An 18,231-nucleotide genomic window follows, 5' to 3' on the forward strand; every position below is an offset into this window, starting at 1 on the left:
AGCTTCGTGGCTTTGGCTTAATTCCTCGTTAACGTACGCCGACAACGCTGCCATGGCAGAGGATATTCATGGCAGATTTACGCTGGGTCAACGACGAATTTCGTTCCGATCGCAATGTATTCGAACATTAAAATCAATTTATGACGCAGATTCACTTGACGGAAACGGTAAGTTTCATTTTCGGGTGGATACCGCACAAGATTGTGAAGTGGCCCGACTTGGGGAAGCGAACGACCGTCCTGCTTCCGGGGAGCTGTTCACCGGTGTCGAAGCTGAAGTCCGGGCTTTCGAGATAGGCGTGGTGCACAAGCTCTCCATCGTCGTTGACGATCGCGATGGCTTCGCCGGCCTGCACCGAGATGGCACCGGGGGCGAAGGCACGGCCCTTCTGAGTCACTCTGAGGGAGATGGTGTCGCCGGCGAGCGCCAGGGCTGCGCCGGATGCGGTGAGGGATGCGAGCAGCAGGGCCGAGCCCGCACGCCGCCGGTTGACCGCGCCCTTGTGCCGGCACGTGTCGCTCATGCTCACCCCCTTTTTCAGAGTCCGCATCTGCGTGCTCGTCTTTGCCTAATAAGCATTCGTGAGGTTGCATTCGCATTAACGCAATCTCTGAATTTCCCGGCTACCTTTTGGCGAGACGGATGCGTTGTAAATTGCCTTAACGTTTGTCGGACATGCTGGGCGCGAGAAGTGAACGGTTGCTCGATGAACCTTCCACGCCAACCCTTAAGCGAACCGCGGTGGCGTGCGGCCCTCAATGCGGCACTGCGCGGCGTGCGCACCATCCGCGGTCGCATCTTTCTCGCGTTTCTGATGCTGAGCGCGATCACGGCGATGCTGGGCGGTTATGCCGCGCTGGGCATCATGACGACGGGGTCATTGGTCGAAAAGACCTACGATCAGTCCCTGATGTCGATCAATTATGCCCGTGCGGCCGCCACCGATCTCGCCGCGCTGCAAGCGACGGTTGCCCGCGCGCGCCTTGCCGGAGATGCCGAGGAACGGCGCACGCTCGAGACGCGGATCGAGACCCTGACGCAATCGTTCGAGGAGGATCTCGAGATTGCGGCCGGTCGCGCCCAATCGGAGCGCGCCACGCGGGAGGCGGCCGCGGCGAAGGACGCCGTCATGCACTGGCTCGCCGCCCGACGCGAGTTCGGCCCGGATCAGCAGACGGCCGATGTCTGGCAGGCGCTCGACGCCCATGCGGCGGTGGCCGAGCAGCATATCGACCTCCTGATCAACTTCACCGCCGGAGACGGTTTCTCCTACCGGCAGGCCGCGCGGGCGATCGTCGATCGCGACGTTCGATTGAGCGTCTTCGTGACGTCGGCCGCCATCGTCCTCACCGGAATCGTCGCGCTGCTCCTGCTGCGGCAGATCGTTCGGCCGGTCGCAGACGCCTCGACGGTGGCCAGCCGCATCGCGGCGGGGGAGCTGACCGTGACCGTGCCCGAGGGCGGGGCCGACGAGTTCGGTGCACTGCTGCGCGCCATGGCGGTGATGCGCGACAACATCGCGGCGATGATGCAGGAGGAGGTGGCCCAACGGCGCTCCGCCCAAAGCTTGCTGGCCGATGCGGTGCAGGGGTCGATCGAAGGGATCATCGTCGTCGACGCCGCGGGCCGCATCGTCCTCGCCAACGATCGGGCGGCGGCGCTGCTCGGGCTCGATCCGGCCGACACACAAGATCGCGCGCTCTCGAGTGCCAGCGGCTCGGCGGTTGCGGATACCCTTCTTGCGATGCCCGGAACCGGCAGCCTCACGGCCGAGACGCGGAGCGCCGACGGGCGTTGGCTGCGCATCAGCCGCAGCCCTACGCGGGACGGCGGTTTCGTGGCCGTCTGCAGCGATATGTCTCTGCTCAAGGAGCAGGAGGAGCAGCTCAAGCGCAGCAATTCTCAGCTCGATGCCGCCCTCAGCAACATGCTTCAGGGGCTCTGCCTCTACGATGCCGAGGGCAGATTGCTCGTCTACAATCGTCGTTTCTGCGACATGCTCGGCATCAATGCCGCCTCTCTGCACCCTGGCATGAGCCTTCACGAGGTCACCCGCCTCATCGAAGCTGTGTCCGGTGACGATCGGGCCGTCGATCTCCTGTTGCAGCAGCAATCCTTGCTCCAGCGCGGTGCCAGCGGATCGCTCTGCTGCCCGATTCGAAAGGATTGCATCGTCTCGCTCAAACAGCAGCCGACCGCCGAGGGCGGCTGGATCGCCACCTACGAAGACGTCACCCAGCGCTACGAGGCCGAGGAGCGGATCATCACCATGGCGCGCCGCGACGCGCTGACGGGTCTGGCCAACCGCATGGTGTTCGGCGAGCGCCTGGAGGAGGCCGCGACGCGCCTGGCCGAGGGAGACGGTCCAGGCTTCGCAACTCTCTGCCTGGACCTCGACCGCTTCAAGGAGGTCAACGACACGCTCGGTCATCCGATCGGCGACGGCCTGCTGCGCAGCGTCGCGGAGCGGCTACAAGGCTGCCTGCGGGAGACCGACCTCGTCGCCCGACTCGGCGGCGACGAGTTCGCCATCGTCCAGGCCGGAACGCAGGTGCGGAGCGATGCCAGTGCGCTCGCCAGACGCCTGATCGCCGCGTTCCAGCAGCCGTTCCAGCTCGATGGACACACCGTGATCGTGGGGGTCAGCATCGGGATCTCTCTCGCGCCGGAACACGGAACGAGTCCGGAGAAGCTGCTCAAAAGCGCCGATCTCGCCCTCTACCGCGCCAAGGCGACCGGGCGCGGGTGCTGGTCGTTCTTCGACGAGGAGATGGACCTCGAACTGCGCAAGCGTCGTGCGCTCGAAAGCGACCTCCGCAAGGCGGTCGACAACGACGAGTTCGAGCTCGTCTTCCAGCCGATCGTCAAGCTCGACCGGCAGCGGATCTCGACCTGCGAAGCGCTGCTGCGCTGGCGCCATCCCGAGCGCGGATACGTCTCGCCCGCCGACTTCATTCCGCTGTCCGAGGAAACCGGGACCATCAGTCAGATCGGCGAATGGGTCCTGCGCAAGGCCTGCTGCGAGGCGGCCGCTTGGCCGGGCGGCATTGGCGTCGCCGTCAACGTCTCCGCCGTGCAGTTCAAGAATGCCGCCGTGGTTCGGGCGGTGATGGAGGCGCTCTCCGCCAGCGGCCTGCCGGCGCATCGCCTGGAGTTGGAGATCACGGAATCGGTTCTGCTGAACGACAGCGTGACGACATTGGCAACGCTTCACACCCTCAAGCGCCTGGGCGTGCGGGTGGCGATGGACGATTTCGGCACCGGGTTCTCGTCCTTGAGCTACCTGCAGAGCTTCCCCTTCGACAAGATCAAGATCGACCAATCCTTCGTACGCAACCTCGACGCGACCGGGAATGCACGCCTGATCGTGCGCTCCGTGATCGGACTCGGGCGCAGTCTCGGAATCACGACCACCGCCGAAGGCATCGAGACCGAAGCGCAGCTCGAACAATTGCGCCTCGAAGGATGCGAGGAGGGGCAGGGTTACCTGTTCAGCCGCCCTGTCTCCGCTGCGGCGATCCGAGACCTCGTCGCGAATCTGGGCCGGAACGCCGCCTGAATCGCGTCTCGCCGCGTGATGAAGCAGGTCGAAACGGCAATGCGGCCCGGCGGCGGTCGAAATGCATACTATGAAAAAGACACATTATGCATCCTGCTATATCAACATAACATATGATTGCGTCGCTTTTTCGCTGATTTTCTCCTGAACAAAGCGCCTATCCGGCGATTTCCCGAACCAGAAGCCGAGACATAGCCAGGTCGAACGACCCGGCTTTGCTCCGCCCTGTGGGCAGTGCTTCGCCCATTCGAGGAATCGAGCCGATGTATTATTTCGACAAGCGTCTCCAATATCCTGTGCGGGTTGAGAGCCCAGACCCGATTTATGCCCGGATGCTGCAGCAGGCGATCGGTGGTGTCGAGGGCGAGATCCGCGTCTGTATGCAGTACTTCTTCCAGGCTTGGGGCAATCGCGCGCCCAACACGAAGTACCGCGACATGCTGCTCCACACGGCGACTGAGGAAATCGGTCACATCGAGATGCTCGCGACCGCCGTGGCGATGAATCTGGAGAACGCGCCCACCAAGGTTCAGGAGGCCGGCGCGGCTGATGCCATCGTCGGCGCCGTGATGGGTGGCGAGAACCCGCGCCACATCGCCGAGGGCATGCTGCACAAGCACCTGCTCTCCTCAGGCATGGCCGCCTTCCCCGGCAATTCCGACGGCGTGCCGTTCGACATGAACCACATCTACGCCAGCGGAAACCTCGCGGCCGACATGTATTGCAACGTCGCCGCCGAGGCGACGGGCCGGACGCTCGCGGTGCGCCTGTCCAATGCCACCAACGATCCCGGCATGAAGGACATGTGGAGCTTCCTCATCGCCCGCGACACAATGCACCAGCAGCAATGGCTCTCGGTCATCGAGGAGGTCGGCGGTCACGAAGGCGCCCTGCCGATCCCGAACTCCTTCCCCCAATCGGAGGAGAACCAGAAGTACAATTACAGCTTCTTTGCCACCAACCGAGACGGCGTTCCGCCGCCGGAAGGCCGCTGGACAAGCGGTCGCTCTCTCGACGGCAAGGGCGAGTTCAACGTGGTTCAGAATGCGCCGATGGGTCAGGAACCGGTGCTCGGCCCGGCCCGGCCCGACAGCGGTGCCCAGAGCGAGCAGATCGGCTGATCGAGGACCCGCCCGGCCGAAGGCATGGCCGGGCGCTTCCGGCCGGTTCACTCATTCCCTTCGCACAGGAGAAGCCGACGATGGCGCTCGATACGCGCGAAATCTACGTGACAGCCCTTAAGAACACGCACGCGCTCGAAATGCAGGCCCTGCAGATCATGGAGCGTCAGGTGGAGCGGCTCACCCGCTATCCCGAGATGGAGGAGGCGTTGCGCCGCCACATCGAGGAGACGCACGGCCAGCGGACACGCCTGGAAGAAGCGCTCCAGTCGCTGGGCGACAGCCCCTCGACGATCAAGGAAGGCATTTTGGGTTTCGTCGGCAACATGATGGCGCTGGGCCATACGCCGGCGCAGGACGAGATCCTGAAGAACACCTACGCCAACCACGCCTTCGAGAATTTCGAGATCGCCGCCTACGAATCCCTGCTCACCATCGGCGAGGCGGCCGGGCAGGGCGGAAGCCTAACGGGCTTCCGGCAATCCCTGCAGGAGGAGGAGGCGATGGCGCGCCGCGTGCGCGAGCTGATCGGCCCGACGACGAAGCGCTACATCGACCTCACGGTCGCCGGCGAGAAGGCCGACCGCTGACCCGCGAGCCCCTCCGGCGATGCTGCGATGCGTCGCCGGATCTCTCGCCTGGGCCCCCTTGGAATCAGGGCCGCGTCGCGAGCCAGACGACGTGGCGCGGCCCGCTCGAACCGCTCGCCGACAGGCGCACTTCCTCGACGGCGAAGCCGAGGCGCTGAAGCCGTGCCTTGAACTTCCGATCCGGCGAGCCCGACCAAACCCCGAGCGTGCCACCCGGCTTGAGCGCCCATTGTGCCCGCTTCAGCCCCCACTCGTCGTACAGCCGGTTGTTGGCCTTTCGCATCAGTCCCTCCGGACCGTTGTCCACATCGAGAAGGACCGCGTCCCATCCGGCCGCCTCGGATTGGATCAGTCGGTTGACGTCGAGCTCGCGAAGTTCGACCCGCGGATCATCCAGGCAATCGCCGAAGACCGGGGCCAGCGGTCCGCGCGCCCAGGCCGCCACCGCAGGGACGAGTTCGGCGACGACGATCCGCGCGTCCGGTCCGAGCCCCTCCAGCGCGGCGCGCAGTGTGAAACCCATGCCCAGACCGCCGATCAGCACGCGCGGCGCCGGCCTTCCCGACAGCCGGGCGCAGGTGAGCGAGGCCAGAGCCTCCTCCGAATCGCCGCGCGTGCTGTTCATCAACTCGATGGTGCCAACGACGATCGAGAACTCGCTGCCCCGCTGCATCAGGGCGAGGCTCTTGCCTCCGCCGGGCACATCACCGGTTTCGAGGTGAACCCACTCGTTCATCACTGCCCTTTCCAGCCGACCCGCGGTGTATGGCCCCGCCTGCGTCCGCAGCCATTGCTCAAGTCGCTCAAGGCCGCCTATCAGCGCGCATGTCCAAGCGCACCAAATCTCTGCCGCAGCAGCGCGGCTTCGTCCTCTTCGACGTCGTCTTCGCGGACGGCTCACGCGCCTCGAACCGGCGCGTGCCGATGGAAATCCTCGGCGGCCTCGACGGCGACGAGCCGGCCCGCCAGCTTATCGCCGAGCAGGAAGCCGAGATCGCGCAGAAGGCCGGACGGCCGCCGCGTGAGATCCAGTCCCTCACGCGCTCGCCGATTGCAAAGCCGGTCGTGGTGGGCTGAGCCACGGAGAGCGCGCCCGATCCAGGCGCGGGACGACGATCGCGTTGTCCCGCTTCTAGGGTGTATCGACGCTGTCGTCAGGGAACCGGGCCGAAACGACGAAAGGGGCTGGCTCAAAGCCAACCCCTTCGAAATCGTACCGAATTGGATGGTACCACCGCCCCGGCTCGAACGGGGGACCCCTAGATCCACAATCTAGTGCTCTAACCAACTGAGCTACGGCGGCACGTGAGGGGGGACTTATCGCGAGGCTCTCGGCATTTCAAGCGTCTTGAATGCCTCTCGCGACGGTTCGCACCGGCGATCCACGGGTGCTAGACCGCCAGCGCATAGGCGCCATGGTCTCCACCCGGCTCCCAATCCCCGCGAGTGCGATGAGTCCGTCCACATCTCCCCCCGCCACGGCTCCCCTGGTTCAGGCGCCAGCGCGGCTTCGGGCCTGGGTGCGGGGAAGCGAAGTGGCCCTCGTGCTGCTCGCAGCCGTCACGGGCTGCGTCGGAGGCCTCACCGTGGCGGCCATGAGCGGCGCCAGCCAGTTCCTGCGCGAGATCCTCTACCGGCTTCCCGCCGGCCAGCGCCTGAGCAGCCTGACGGACCTTCCCTCCGAGGGCCTGATGGGCCTTCCTTTCCTGGCTCCGGCGCTGGGCGGCGCGGTTCTCGGCCTGCTGCTCCTCATCTCGACCCGGGGCCGCGGCAAGAACAAGCGCGCCGTGGTCGATCCCATCGAGGCCAACGCGCTGCATGGCGGGCGGATGTCGCTGCGCGGCTCCCTCGACGTGGCGGTGCAGAACGTGGTCTCGAACGGCTGCGGCGCCTCGGTCGGGCTGGAGGCGGGCTATACGCAGGTCGCGGCGGGGATCGCCTCGCGGCTCGGCATCGCCTTCGAGATGCGCCGCTCGGACCTGCGGACCTTGGTCGGCTGCGGCGCGGCCGCCGCCATCGCCGCCGCCTTCGGCTCGCCGCTCACCGGCGCCTTCTACGCGTTCGAGCTCATCATCGGCACCTACACCATCGCGACGCTCGCCCCCGTCGTCGTCGCGGCCCTGTGCGGCAGCCTCGTCATGCGGGCGCTTGCGCCGCAGCCTGCCTTCGTCGATGTCGGCGCACTGGCGCTGGCCAAGAATACGGCAGTGGATGCCGGCGACACGCTGCCCTGCCTCGCCCTCGGGCTCGCCTGTGCCGGACTCGCGGTGCTGCTGATGCGCGGCGTCACGCTGGTGGAGCAGGGTTTTCGCGCCTCGCGCCTGCCCGCGCCCTTGCGGCCGATCCTAGGCGGCCTGTGCGTCGGCGGTCTTGCGCTGGCGACGACACCTCAGGTTCTCTCCGCCGGACACGGAGCGCTCCACATCTACCTCGCGCCCGAGGCGACCGCCGGGCTCGGAGCCCTCGCCGGACTCGTCGTCGCCAAGGCGGCGGCATCCGCGATGTCGATCGGCTCGGGCTTTCGCGGTGGCCTGTTCTTCGCCTCGCTGTTCCTCGGCGCATTGGTCGGCCGCCTGTTCGCCGGCCTCGCACCGATGGTCTGGCCCGGTTTCGAAGCGTTCGGCCTCGCCCCCGTCGGCTACGCCGTGGTCGGCATGAGCGCGTTTGCCGTCGCCATCGTCGGCGGGCCTCTCACCATGACCTTCCTCGCCCTCGAGATGACCGGAAGCTTCCCTGTGACCGGGCTCGTGCTCGCCTCGGTGATCGCCTCCTCGCTCACGGTGCGGAAGACCTTCGGCTATTCCTTCGCCACGTGGCGCTTCCACCTGCGCGGCGAGACCATCCGCAGCGCCCACGATGTCGGCTGGATGCGCAACCTCACAGTCGGGCGGATGATGCGCAAGGACATCCGGCCGGTCGCCCTCGACACGCCGATGGCGACGTTCCTTCGCGCGCACCCGCTGGGCTCACCCTCGCGGGTGATCGTGGTGGACGAGCACGACCGCTATGCGGGGGTCGTGCTCGTGCCCGAGGCCCATGCCCGCGCCGCAGAGAATGGCGGCGAGACGCCGCGTCTGGCCGACGTCGTCCGTTATCCGAAATCATTCCTGCTCGCCGACATGAGCGTCAAGCAGGCGGCGGCAGCCTTCGACGAGGCCGAGAGCGAGACCCTCGCCGTGCTCGACGATGCGCAGAGCCGCAAGGTGATCGGATTGCTGACGGAGAGCCACACGCTGAAGCGCTACAGCGAGGAACTCGACCGCCAGCGCCGTGCCATGCTCGGCGAAGCGGCGTGACCAACACGGCCATGCTATGGACTGCCGCATGATCCTGCGCGCCCTTCTCGCCGGCTTGGCTCTCGTGCTCCTCGGGTCGACGGCGCGGGCCGATTCCTGCGACGGCCTGACCGTTCGGCTGATCCGCGGCACCGGGGTCGCCCTCGCCGGGCGTAGCGGCTCGCTCGTCGTGTTCCGCGCCGCAGACGCCGACCGGATGAGCCTCGATTGCGCGGCGCCGCGACGTCTCCTGTTCCGCTCGGATCGGCGCGAGCCGCCGCGCGCGTTCTTCGTCCTGATCGGGCTCGCCGCGCGGACGCTGGCCGGAGCGCCAGCCGAGGCTGTCGAAGCCCTCGCTCTGCGCCTGCACCAGGACAGCCTGCTCACCGGCGCGCCGCAACTCGGCCGCGTCGGCGGCGCGGTTCTGCGCTGCGATCCCGGCGACCGGGCGGATGGCTTCGGTGTCGGCAGCCTGTGCCGCCTGGCGGCGGACCGCCCGCGCCGCGGACTTTCCCGCGCGGCGGCGCCGGGCTAGAGCGGGCGCATGCCCGAGACCGCCCCCAATCCAGGCCCCGTCGTCCAGACCGGCGGCGTCGCCTTCGCCAACCATCTGCCGCTGGCGCTGATCGCCGGCCCGTGCCAGCTCGAAGGGCGCAACCACGCCCTCGAAGTCGCCGCCGCCCTCAAGGAGATGGCGGGCAAACTCGGCATCGGCCTCGTGTTCAAGTCGTCCTTCGACAAGGCCAACCGCACCTCCGGCCACTCGGCCCGCGGGGTCGGCCTCGACGAGGCTCTGCCGGTCTTCGCCGAGATCCGCGAGAGCCTCGACCTACCCGTCCTCACCGACGTGCACGAGGCCGAGCAGTGCCAGCGGGCGGCGCAGGCCGTTGACATCCTGCAGATCCCGGCCTTCCTCTGCCGTCAGACCGACCTCCTGCTCGCCGCGGCCGCCACGGGGCGCGCGGTCAACGTCAAGAAGGGCCAGTTCCTGGCGCCCTGGGACATGGCCCATGTCGCCGCCAAGGTGACGCAGGCCGGTAACCCCAATGTCATCGTCACGGAGCGGGGCGCCTCCTTCGGCTACAACACGCTCGTCTCGGACATGCGCTCGCTGCCGATCATGGCCCGCGTCACCGGTGGCGCCCCGGTGGTGTTCGACGCAACGCACTCGGTGCAGCAGCCCGGCGGGCAGGGCGCCACCTCCGGCGGGCAGCGGGAGTTCGTCGCGGTGCTCGCCCGCGCCGCGGTGGCGGTCGGCGTGGCCGGCGTCTTCATCGAGACCCATCCCGATCCCGACCGGGCGCCCTCCGACGGGCCGAACATGGTGGCGCTCGCAGATCTTCCCGGCTTGGTTGAAACACTGATGGCTTTCGACCGCCTCGTTAAAGCGTGAGAGCGGTTCGCCTCGATCCGTTTCAGATTTCGTTCAGGCAGCTGGTGCGATCATCCACTCCAATCGAGAGGAACTTCACTTCGGCGAGGGACTCGATCCTTCCCGGACACGATGCCTGACTTGGCGGGACCTTCCGGACGGGAACTTCCGGCAAAGCTCGGGTGTTTGGTCGCCAAGATGCTTTTGGCAAGTCGCTTCTGGATCGGAAAGGACGCTATGCGTAAACTCGCCCTCGTGACCGCCGCCCTGATCTCGGTCGGCACTCTGACCGCTACCTCCGCCGATGCCCGCCCGTACGGCCGCGGCTACGGTCATCATCATGGTCATTACCATGGCGGCTACGGCCCGCGCGCCTATTACGGCGGCCGCCGTCGCGGCATCGGGACCGGCGCGGCCGTCGGTCTCGGCATCGCGGGTCTCGCCGCCGGCGCGATCGCGGCCGGTGCGGCACGCGACGCCTATGCCCGCGACCGCTATTACGGGCGCCCGGCCTATGGCGGCGGCTACTACGATTACGGCTACTGAGATCTAAATCTCAGACGGTTAGTAAAGGCGGTCGGGAAACCGGCCGTCTTTTTTCGTGTCCGCTCACTCTCTGAAGTCAGACGAAACCCGAAGCTCAATCAGTCCGGGTATAAGAGACGGGATTGCACCCAGAGCGACGATGCGACAGGTTCCGCCGCATCGCAACAGCCTTGGGGGAATCATGCCTGTCATCGCTGCCATCGTCGGGGCCGTCATGACCGGGCTGCTGTACTATTTCATTTACGGCAGCGGTATGGAGCAGCTCGACCGCTACCTCGGCGACCGGCGCAGCGCCAAGCTACGGGCGCGCAGCGAGGCCGCTTTCCGGGCAGCGCCGGTGCGTGCGATTCGCGATCCGATCGACGCCGCGGGCGTGTTGATGATGCTGGTCGCGCTCGCCCGCGGGACGCCGACGCCGGAGCAGGAGGCGGCGATCAAGGCGGAGATTCGAAAGGTCACCTCACCCGGCGAAGATCACGGCGCACGGATGGCCTATATTCGCCACGCTGCCACGCAGGCGTCGGATGCCGATACCGCGGTCGATCATCTCGCTCCGCTCCTGCGGGACAAACTCAATGCCGCCGAGCGAGACGACCTGGAGCGGATGTTGGAGGCGGTCGCCGTCATCCATGGCGGTCCGATCGATGGGCAGGAAAAGCTCATCGCCCGCACCGTACGGTTGCTGGCCGAGCCGTACTGAGGGCGGACAGCGCGATCAGCCCCGGCCGCGATAGGGGGCGACGCCCTGGTCCGGCAGCCAGACGGATTTGGGCGGCTCGCCGGTCTGCCAAAAGACATCGATCGGGATGCCGCCGCGGGGATACCAGTAGCCGCCGATGCGCAGCCAGCGCGGTTCGAGCACGGCGACGAGCCGCCGACCGATCCCGACGGTGCAATCCTCGTGGAAGGCGCCGTGGTTGCGGAAGGCCCCGAGATAGAGCTTCAGCGACTTTGACTCTACGAGCCAGCGGTCCGGCACGTAGTCGATGACGAGGGTGGCGAAATCCGGCTGACCCGTCACCGGACAGAGCGAGGTGAATTCCGGCGCCGTGAAGCGAGCAAGGTAATCGGTGTCGGCATGCGGGTTGGGCACGCGGTCGAGCTGTGCGGCCTCCGGCGAGGTCGGCAGCGGCGTCTGCCGTCCGAGTTGCTTGGCGTGAGTCTCGATCGAATCCATAGGAACCCTATACGCCGCGCTTGAGGGTCCGCCTATTGTGCGCGGGGAATGCCAGGGATTCCGCCCGATCGTCGGATAAAGCCCGAAGAAAGTCGCGACATCGGGCGGGTTTTATCGAAGTGGCCCGGTTCCAAGCCGCCTCCGGGAGCTTGCCGACATCCCGAGGTTGGCGGATAAGCCCGCGACGCAAAGCGTCGCAGGCTGCGCGGGTCTCGAAGACATCCGCGAGACGAACCCCGCCGCGACGCGCCGCCAAGGAGCGCCCATGACCGCGATCACCAATATCGCCGCCCGCGAGATTCTCGACAGCCGTGGCAACCCCACCGTCGAAGTCGATGTCCTTCTGGAAGACGGCTCCTTCGGCCGTGCCGCGGTCCCCTCCGGTGCCTCCACCGGCGCCCACGAGGCGGTCGAGCTGCGCGACGGCGACAAGAGCCGCTACAACGGCAAGGGCGTGCTCAAGGCCGTCGACGCGGTGCAGACCGAGATTCTCGACGCGATCGGCGGCATGGATGCCGAGGATCAGGTCGCGGTCGATGAGGCGATGATCGCCCTCGACGGCACGCCGAACAAGGCGCGCCTCGGCGCCAACGCCATCCTCGGTGTCTCGCTCGCGGTGGCGAAGGCGGCGGCCGAGACCGCCGGCCTGCCGCTCTACCGCTATGTCGGCGGCGTGCAGGGCCGGGTGCTGCCGGTGCCGATGATGAACATCGTCAACGGCGGCGCGCATGCCGACAACCCGATCGACTTCCAGGAATTCATGGTGATGCCGGTCGGCGCCACCTCGCTCTCCGACGCGGTGCGGATGGGCGCGGAGATCTTCCACACCCTGAAGAGCGCCCTGAAGAAGGCCGGCCACAACACCAATGTCGGCGACGAGGGCGGCTTCGCCCCGAACCTGCCGTCCGCCGAGGCGGCCCTCGATTTCGTGATGGAATCGATCAACGCCGCCGGGTTCAAGCCCGGCAGCGACGTGGTTCTGGCGCTCGACTGCGCCGCCACCGAATTCTTCAAGGACGGCGCCTACCGCTACGAGGGGGAAGGCCAGACCCGCTCGATCGAGGCTCAGGTCGATTACCTCGCCAAGCTGACCGAGGCCTACCCGATCCTGTCGATCGAGGACGGCATGTCGGAGGACGATTGGGAGGGTTGGAAGCTGCTGACGGACCGGATCGGGAACCGAGTGCAGCTCGTCGGCGACGACCTGTTCGTGACCAATGTCGAGCGGCTCGCCCGCGGCATCGAGACCGGCACCGCCAACTCGATTCTGGTGAAGGTGAACCAGATCGGCTCGCTCACCGAGACCCTGGCCGCCGTCGATATGGCCCAGCGCGCCGGCTACACCGCGGTGATGTCGCACCGCTCCGGCGAGACCGAGGATTCCACCATCGCCGACCTCGCGGTCGCGACCAACTGCGGACAGATCAAGACCGGCTCGCTCGCCCGCTCGGACAGACTGGCCAAGTACAATCAGCTCATCCGCATCGAGGAGGGCCTGGGCGGCCAGGCGCTCTACGCCGGACGCAGCGCGATCCGCCAGTTCGCCGGTCGCTGATCGCGCCCAAGCCTGTGAGGCGCGGCGGCCCGGAAGGGTCTGCCGCGCCTTTTTCGTTCGCCCCACGCCTGATCTCGGTGCACCGAAACGCTTTCTTCACCCTGTTGCGGTGAATCTCTCCCTTGCCATGGTCATTCGTCGCCGCGTCCGCGCCATCGTCGTGCCCGCCGTCCTCTGGACGGTCTCCGCACTTGTCGTCGGCTATTTCGTGCATCAGGCCGAGAGCGGTAGCCGCGGCCTCGAGGCCAAGCGCGTCCTCAAGGTCGAGGCCTATGGACTCAATCAGGAGCTGAATGCGGCCAAGGCCGAGCGGTCGACCTGGGAGCATCGTGTCTCCCTCCTGCGAAGCGAGCAGATCGACCGCGACCTGTTGGAAGAGCGGGCCCGCGTGGTTCTCGGCCGCGTGCATGCCAATGATCTCGTCATCATCGGCCCATAAATTTTTATTTCTGCTAGAATAACCAAGCCAAATATTCGTTCTCACTGACTTTGCAGATTGTCCACCGCTGCAACCGTGGCGGTAACAGCACATCGTGGCTGTCAGCGCGCCTCTCGATTTCCGCAAATCGCTGCCCTAGAACCCCTCCCAACAGAGTGTTTTCGGGAGGACGCCGATGGCTGCGGGCAACGAGGCAGGGAAACCTGCGGCGGAAAAAGGTGCGCCGCAACATCAACCGGCTCCGAATATTCCCCAGTTCACGAAGGATGAAGATCTTCACGCCTACCGTGAGATGCTGTTGATCCGCCGCTTCGAGGAGAAGGCGGGCCAGCTCTACGGCATGGGCCTGATCGGCGGTTTCTGCCACCTCTATATCGGGCAGGAAGCGGTCGTCGTCGGCATGCAGATGGCCGGCGAGGACGGTGACCAGAACATCACCGGCTACCGCGATCATGGTCACATGCTGGCCTGCGGCATGGACCCCAAGGGTGTGATGGCCGAGCTGACCGGTCGCCGCGGAGGCTATTCGCGCGGCAAGGGCGGCTCGATGCACATGTTCAGCCGCGAGAAGCAGTTCTTCGGCGGCCACGGCATCGTCGGCGCGCAGGTTGCGCTGGGCACCGGCCTCGCCTTCGCCGACGCCTACCTGAAGAACGGCAAGGTCAGCTTCACCTATATGGGCGACGGCGCGGCCAACCAGGGCCAAGTCTACGAGAGCTTCAACATGGCGGCCCTGTGGAAGCTGCCGGTGGTCTACGTCATCGAGAACAACCGCTACGCCATGGGCACCTCGGTGGCCCGCGCCTCGGCGCAGACGGACTTCTCCAAGCGGGGCCTCTCCTTCGGTATCCCCGGCGAGCAGGTCGACGGCATGGACGTGCGCACGGTCCGCGAGGCTGCGGCGCGGGCCATCCATCACGCCCGCTCGGGCGAGGGGCCCTACATCCTCGAGATGCAGACCTACCGCTACCGTGGCCACTCGATGTCCGACCCGGCCAAGTACAGGTCGAAGGATGAAGTCTCGAAGATGCGCGACGAGCACGACCCGATCGAGATGGTGCGCAAGCGCCTGCTCGAAGCGCACGGCGTGCCCGAGGCCGACCTGAAGGGCATCGATGCCAAGGTCCGCGAGATCGTCAACGAGTCCGCCGACTTCGCGACCCACGATCCCGAGCCCGATCCCTCGGAACTCTGGACCGACATCCTTCTCGAAGCGCGCGCCTGAACGTGCCCTGATACGCCCCAAGCCATGACGGCCCGGGAGTTCCGGCGAGACCTTCGCAAGAACAAGCCCGCGAAAATACGCCCGACCGACGCACCCGGATCGATAGAGCAGCGCAAATGGCGACCGACATCCTGATGCCCGCCCTCTCTCCGACCATGGAGGAGGGGAAGCTCGCCAAATGGCTGAAGAAGGAGGGCGACGCGGTCAAGGCCGGTGACATCCTGGCCGAGATCGAGACCGATAAGGCGACGATGGAGGTCGAGGCGATCGACGAGGGCATCCTCGCCAAGATCCTCGTCGCCGACGGGACCGAGAACGTCGCCGTGAACACGCCGATCGCGATCATCGCCGAGGAGGGCGAAGACGTCTCGGCGGCGGCTGCGAGCGGCGGCAACGGCAAGCCCAACGGCGCCTCCGGCGGCGCGCCGGCCCCCACACCCGACATGCAGGCCGAGGGCATGGCCGACGCCTCGGCCGCCTCTGCCAAGACCGGCGACGACGCGCCCAAGGCCCCCGCCTCGCCCGCCGTCATCACCAACAAGGCGCCCGATCCGGTGATGGAGGAGTTCCCCGCCGACTCGCCGATGAAGACCATGACGGTGCGCGAGGCCCTGCGTGATGCCATGGCCGAGGAGATGCGCAAGGACGACAAGGTTCTGGTGATGGGCGAGGAGGTGGCCGAGTACCAGGGCGCCTACAAGATCACGCAGGGTCTGCTTCAGGAGTTCGGCGCGCGCCGCGTGGTCGATACGCCGATCACCGAGCACGGCTTCGCCGGTATCGGCGTCGGCGCGGCCTTCATGGGCCTCAAGCCCATTGTCGAGTTCATGACCTTCAACTTCGCCATGCAGGCGATCGACCACATCATCAACTCGGCGGCCAAGACGCTCTACATGTCCGGCGGACAGCTCGGCTGCCCGATCGTCTTCCGCGGCCCCAACGGCGCCGCCGCCCGCGTCGGCGCGCAGCACAGCCACGACTACGCCGCGTGGTACTCGAACGTGCCCGGCCTCAAGGTGATCGCGCCCTATACGGCGTCCGACGCCAAGGGCCTGCTCAAGGCCGCCATCCGCGATCCCAACCCGGTGATCTTCCTCGAGAACGAGATCCTCTACGGTCAGTCGTTCCCGGTTCCAGAGATCGACGATCTCGTCCTGCCGATCGGCAAGGCGCGGATCCATCGCCCCGGCAAGGACGTGACCATCGTCTCCTTCTCCATCGGCATGACCTACGCCCTCAAGGCGGCTCAGGCGCTCGCCGAAGAAGGCATCGAGGCGGAGGTGATCGACCTGCGCACGATCCGTCCGATGGACAGCGCCACGGTGGTGGAATCGGTCAAGAAGACCGGCCGCTGCGTCTGTGTCGAGGAAGGCTTCCCGCAATCGGGTGTCGGCGCCGAGATCGTCGCCCGCCTGATGGTCGATGCCTTCGACTATCTCGATGCGCCGGTGCTGCGAGTGACCGGCAAGGACGTGCCGATGCCCTACGCCGCGAACCTCGAGAAGCTGGCGCTCCCGAGCGTGACGGAAGTCATCGAGGCCGTCAAAGCCGTCTGCTACAAGTAATCGGGCATATATGTCGGAAAATTTCGAAGAACTCGAGATCCCGCCCGACGCCCTGGAACAGGGCGGGATCGAGATCGTGCGCGCCTCCATCGTCGACGGAGCGGTGAGCGTGGCGCTCCGGCGCGCGTTCGACGATCCGGCGACCTGGGGGCGCCTGCTGATCGACCTCGCCCGGCAGGCGGCTCGTACTTACGCAATCGAGACGGACACCTCGGAGGAGGAAGCCTTCGAGCGCATCCGCGCCGGGTGGGAGGCAGAGAGCCTCGATCCCAACAACCCCCTCAACTGACCCTCCCTCTCAAGGCCGCTCGGGAACGACACGATGCCGATCAACGTCCTGATGCCCGCGCTCTCCCCGACCATGGAGAAGGGCAACCTCGCCAAGTGGCTCAAGAAGGAGGGCGACGCCATCAAGTCCGGCGACGTGATCGCCGAGATTGAGACCGACAAGGCGACCATGGAGGTCGAGGCGGTCGATGAGGGCGTGCTCGCCAAGATCCTCGTGGCCGAAGGCACTGCCGACGTCCCGGTCAACGAGTTGATCGCGCTGATCGCGGAAGAGGGCGAGGATCCGGGCAGCGTTCAGGCGCCGACGGGTGGTGCCGAGGCGAAGACTGCCCCCGTCGAGCCGAAGAGCACGCCCGACCAGAACGCCGCGCCCGACGGCGCCCACGCCTCCTACGCCCGGGTCGATCAGGCCCCCGAGGGCGCCAAGCCGAACGGCGCGGCTCAGCCCGCGGCTCAGGGGTCCGGCGGCCGCGTCTTCGCCTCGCCGCTCGCCCGACGCATCGCAAAGCAGGAGGGCGTTGATCTCTCCGCCGTCAAGGGCTCCGGCCCTCATGGCCGCGTCATCCAGCGCGACGTGCAGGCGGCGATCGAGGGCGGCACGGCGAAGGCCGGCGCCTCGGCAAAGACCGAAGCGAAAGCCGCTGCCGCGCCTGCACAAGAGCAGGCCGCTCCGAAGCCGGCGCCCGCGGGCGGCGCGCCGGCCGGGCTCAGCCTGGATCAGGTGCGGGGCTTCTACGAGAAGGGCAGCTTCGAGGAAGTGCCGCTCGACGGCATGCGTAAGACCATCGCCAAGCGTCTCACCGAGGCGATGCAGGTGGCGCCGCACTTCTACCTCACGGTCGATTGCGAACTCGATGCGCTGATGAAGCTGCGCGAGACTCTCAACGGCTCCGCCGGCAAGGACAAGGACGGCAAGCCGCTGTTCAAGCTCTCGGTGAACGACTTCGTCATCAAGGCGATGGGCCTTGCGCTGACGCGCGTTCCGGCCGCCAACGCCGTCTGGGCGGAGGACCGCATCCTGCGCTTCAAGCACGCGGAGGTCGGCGTCGCGGTGGCGATCGATGGTGGCCTGTTCACGCCCGTCATCCGCAAGGCCGACCAGAAGACGCTTTCCGCCATCTCCAACGAGATGAAGGATTTCGCGAGCCGTGCGCGCGCCAAGAAGCTCAAGCCGGAAGAGTACCAAGGCGGCGTCACCTCGGTGTCGAATCTCGGAATGTTCGGGATCAAGCACTTCACGGCGGTGATCAACCCGCCGCAATCGACGATCCTCGCGGTCGGCGCCGGCGAGAAGCGGGTCGTCGTCAAGGATGGTGCACCGGCCGTCGTCCAGGCCATGACCGCGACGCTCTCCTGCGACCACCGCGTCCTCGACGGCGCGCTCGGGGCCGAGCTGATCGCCGCGTTCAAGAGCCTAATCGAGAACCCGATGGGGATGCTCGTCTGAGAGCTGCCGACAAGAGCCCTCGCTTGGACTCCGTCGAATGAACGGGCGGAGCTCGGGCTGGAGATGACGCGT

General features: G+C 66.7%; 18 protein-coding genes and 1 tRNA gene. 15 read left to right on the forward strand and 4 right to left on the reverse strand.

The window, feature by feature from the left end:
* Nucleotides 1-151: 151 nt before the first annotated feature.
* Nucleotides 152-523: a cupredoxin domain-containing protein gene (locus tag LPC10_RS13840; RefSeq protein ID WP_231347048.1), complete on the reverse strand. Its 372-nt coding sequence runs from the start codon at nucleotides 521-523 to the stop codon at nucleotides 152-154.
* 183 nt (nucleotides 524-706) lie between these two features.
* Here LPC10_RS13840 and LPC10_RS13845 point away from each other — a divergent pair, with 183 nt between their 5' ends.
* The 3 genes from LPC10_RS13845 to LPC10_RS13855 all read left to right on the forward strand — a co-directional run bounded on the left by LPC10_RS13845 (nucleotide 707) and on the right by LPC10_RS13855 (nucleotide 5,270).
* Nucleotides 707-3,559, forward strand: coding sequence for an EAL domain-containing protein (locus LPC10_RS13845; protein WP_370644489.1), 2,853 nt, complete (start codon nucleotides 707-709; stop codon nucleotides 3,557-3,559).
* A gap of 263 nt (nucleotides 3,560-3,822) precedes the next feature.
* Nucleotides 3,823-4,680, forward strand: coding sequence for a manganese catalase family protein (locus tag LPC10_RS13850; RefSeq protein ID WP_133088431.1), 858 nt, complete (start codon nucleotides 3,823-3,825; stop codon nucleotides 4,678-4,680).
* Between the two features lie 80 nt (nucleotides 4,681-4,760).
* A complete protein-coding gene (locus LPC10_RS13855; RefSeq protein ID WP_108940658.1) occupies nucleotides 4,761-5,270 on the forward strand; it encodes a ferritin-like domain-containing protein in 510 nt (169 codons plus the stop codon).
* A 64-nt stretch (nucleotides 5,271-5,334) separates the two neighbouring features.
* Here LPC10_RS13855 and LPC10_RS13860 read toward each other — a convergent pair whose 3' ends face one another.
* Entirely contained in the window at nucleotides 5,335-6,006 is a 672-nt protein-coding gene (locus LPC10_RS13860; protein ID WP_231342456.1) for a hypothetical protein, read from the reverse strand.
* 89 nt (nucleotides 6,007-6,095) lie between these two features.
* Between LPC10_RS13860 and LPC10_RS13865 the strand changes: the two genes are divergently transcribed.
* Nucleotides 6,096-6,347, forward strand: coding sequence for a hypothetical protein (locus LPC10_RS13865; protein ID WP_231342458.1), 252 nt, complete (start codon nucleotides 6,096-6,098; stop codon nucleotides 6,345-6,347).
* 149 nt (nucleotides 6,348-6,496) lie between these two features.
* Here LPC10_RS13865 and LPC10_RS13870 read toward each other — a convergent pair.
* Nucleotides 6,497-6,573, reverse strand: a tRNA-His gene (locus LPC10_RS13870).
* A gap of 148 nt (nucleotides 6,574-6,721) precedes the next feature.
* Between LPC10_RS13870 and LPC10_RS13875 the strand changes: the two genes are divergently transcribed.
* The 5 genes from LPC10_RS13875 (at nucleotide 6,722) to LPC10_RS13895 (ending at nucleotide 11,163) form a co-directional block, all read left to right on the forward strand.
* A complete protein-coding gene (locus tag LPC10_RS13875) occupies nucleotides 6,722-8,566 on the forward strand; it encodes a chloride channel protein (RefSeq protein WP_231342460.1) in 1,845 nt (614 codons plus the stop codon).
* Nucleotides 8,567-8,594: 28 nt separating this feature from the next.
* Nucleotides 8,595-9,080, forward strand: a complete 486-nt coding sequence (locus LPC10_RS13880) for a hypothetical protein (RefSeq protein WP_231342464.1) — start codon at nucleotides 8,595-8,597, stop codon at nucleotides 9,078-9,080.
* A gap of 9 nt (nucleotides 9,081-9,089) precedes the next feature.
* A complete protein-coding gene (gene kdsA / locus LPC10_RS13885) occupies nucleotides 9,090-9,938 on the forward strand; it encodes a 3-deoxy-8-phosphooctulonate synthase (RefSeq protein WP_231342467.1) in 849 nt (282 codons plus the stop codon).
* A 216-nt stretch (nucleotides 9,939-10,154) separates the two neighbouring features.
* A complete protein-coding gene (locus LPC10_RS13890; protein WP_108940663.1) occupies nucleotides 10,155-10,463 on the forward strand; it encodes a hypothetical protein in 309 nt (102 codons plus the stop codon).
* 139 nt (nucleotides 10,464-10,602) lie between these two features.
* Nucleotides 10,603-11,163: a hypothetical protein gene (locus LPC10_RS13895; protein WP_231342469.1), complete on the forward strand. Its 561-nt coding sequence runs from the start codon at nucleotides 10,603-10,605 to the stop codon at nucleotides 11,161-11,163.
* 15 nt (nucleotides 11,164-11,178) lie between these two features.
* Here LPC10_RS13895 and queF read toward each other — a convergent pair whose 3' ends face one another.
* Complete coding sequence (queF, locus tag LPC10_RS13900) at nucleotides 11,179-11,640, reverse strand: preQ(1) synthase (protein ID WP_231342471.1); 462 nt, start codon at nucleotides 11,638-11,640, stop codon at nucleotides 11,179-11,181.
* A gap of 265 nt (nucleotides 11,641-11,905) precedes the next feature.
* Here queF and eno point away from each other — a divergent pair, with 265 nt between their 5' ends.
* From eno to LPC10_RS13930, 6 genes are all read left to right on the forward strand, one after another.
* Nucleotides 11,906-13,195 carry a phosphopyruvate hydratase gene (eno, locus tag LPC10_RS13905; protein WP_231342473.1) on the forward strand — a complete coding sequence of 430 codons (1,290 nt, stop codon included), beginning with the start codon at nucleotides 11,906-11,908 and terminating at the stop codon, nucleotides 13,193-13,195.
* Between the two features lie 127 nt (nucleotides 13,196-13,322).
* A complete protein-coding gene (locus LPC10_RS13910) occupies nucleotides 13,323-13,634 on the forward strand; it encodes a septum formation initiator family protein (RefSeq protein WP_231342475.1) in 312 nt (103 codons plus the stop codon).
* Between the two features lie 175 nt (nucleotides 13,635-13,809).
* Nucleotides 13,810-14,859: a pyruvate dehydrogenase (acetyl-transferring) E1 component subunit alpha gene (pdhA, locus tag LPC10_RS13915; protein WP_133088414.1), complete on the forward strand. Its 1,050-nt coding sequence runs from the start codon at nucleotides 13,810-13,812 to the stop codon at nucleotides 14,857-14,859.
* Between the two features lie 116 nt (nucleotides 14,860-14,975).
* A complete protein-coding gene (locus LPC10_RS13920; RefSeq protein WP_231342478.1) occupies nucleotides 14,976-16,424 on the forward strand; it encodes a pyruvate dehydrogenase complex E1 component subunit beta in 1,449 nt (482 codons plus the stop codon).
* Nucleotides 16,425-16,434: 10 nt separating this feature from the next.
* Nucleotides 16,435-16,713 (forward strand): DUF5076 domain-containing protein, encoded by a 279-nt coding sequence (locus LPC10_RS13925; protein ID WP_231342479.1) that lies wholly within the window; start codon nucleotides 16,435-16,437, stop codon nucleotides 16,711-16,713.
* 33 nt (nucleotides 16,714-16,746) lie between these two features.
* On the forward strand, nucleotides 16,747-18,159 hold the full coding sequence (locus LPC10_RS13930) for a pyruvate dehydrogenase complex dihydrolipoamide acetyltransferase (protein ID WP_231342481.1): 1,413 nt from the start codon (nucleotides 16,747-16,749) through the stop codon (nucleotides 18,157-18,159).
* Nucleotides 18,160-18,231: the final 72 nt, after the last annotated feature.

The sequence above is a fragment of the Methylorubrum sp. B1-46 genome, from assembly GCF_021117295.1.
Classification (GTDB): Bacteria; Pseudomonadota; Alphaproteobacteria; order Rhizobiales; family Beijerinckiaceae; genus Methylobacterium.

Excerpts from the sequence above, each read along its gene's own strand:
- LPC10_RS13840 (WP_231347048.1), bottom strand. The coding sequence starts at position 523 with ATGAGCGACACGTGCCGGCACAAGGGCGCGGTCAACCGGCGGCGTGCG.
- LPC10_RS13845 (WP_370644489.1), top strand. The coding sequence starts at position 707 with ATGAACCTTCCACGCCAACCCTTAAGCGAACCGCGGTGGCGTGCGGCC.
- LPC10_RS13850 (WP_133088431.1), top strand. The coding sequence starts at position 3,823 with ATGTATTATTTCGACAAGCGTCTCCAATATCCTGTGCGGGTTGAGAGC.
- LPC10_RS13855 (WP_108940658.1), top strand. The coding sequence starts at position 4,761 with ATGGCGCTCGATACGCGCGAAATCTACGTGACAGCCCTTAAGAACACG.
- LPC10_RS13860 (WP_231342456.1), bottom strand. The coding sequence starts at position 6,006 with ATGAACGAGTGGGTTCACCTCGAAACCGGTGATGTGCCCGGCGGAGGC.
- LPC10_RS13865 (WP_231342458.1), top strand. The coding sequence starts at position 6,096 with ATGTCCAAGCGCACCAAATCTCTGCCGCAGCAGCGCGGCTTCGTCCTC.
- LPC10_RS13875 (WP_231342460.1), top strand. The coding sequence starts at position 6,722 with ATGAGTCCGTCCACATCTCCCCCCGCCACGGCTCCCCTGGTTCAGGCG.
- LPC10_RS13880 (WP_231342464.1), top strand. The coding sequence starts at position 8,595 with ATGATCCTGCGCGCCCTTCTCGCCGGCTTGGCTCTCGTGCTCCTCGGG.
- kdsA (WP_231342467.1), top strand. The coding sequence starts at position 9,090 with ATGCCCGAGACCGCCCCCAATCCAGGCCCCGTCGTCCAGACCGGCGGC.
- LPC10_RS13890 (WP_108940663.1), top strand. The coding sequence starts at position 10,155 with ATGCGTAAACTCGCCCTCGTGACCGCCGCCCTGATCTCGGTCGGCACT.
- LPC10_RS13895 (WP_231342469.1), top strand. The coding sequence starts at position 10,603 with ATGCGACAGGTTCCGCCGCATCGCAACAGCCTTGGGGGAATCATGCCT.
- queF (WP_231342471.1), bottom strand. The coding sequence starts at position 11,640 with ATGGATTCGATCGAGACTCACGCCAAGCAACTCGGACGGCAGACGCCG.
- eno (WP_231342473.1), top strand. The coding sequence starts at position 11,906 with ATGACCGCGATCACCAATATCGCCGCCCGCGAGATTCTCGACAGCCGT.
- LPC10_RS13910 (WP_231342475.1), top strand. The coding sequence starts at position 13,323 with ATGGTCATTCGTCGCCGCGTCCGCGCCATCGTCGTGCCCGCCGTCCTC.
- pdhA (WP_133088414.1), top strand. The coding sequence starts at position 13,810 with ATGGCTGCGGGCAACGAGGCAGGGAAACCTGCGGCGGAAAAAGGTGCG.
- LPC10_RS13920 (WP_231342478.1), top strand. The coding sequence starts at position 14,976 with ATGGCGACCGACATCCTGATGCCCGCCCTCTCTCCGACCATGGAGGAG.
- LPC10_RS13925 (WP_231342479.1), top strand. The coding sequence starts at position 16,435 with ATGTCGGAAAATTTCGAAGAACTCGAGATCCCGCCCGACGCCCTGGAA.
- LPC10_RS13930 (WP_231342481.1), top strand. The coding sequence starts at position 16,747 with ATGCCGATCAACGTCCTGATGCCCGCGCTCTCCCCGACCATGGAGAAG.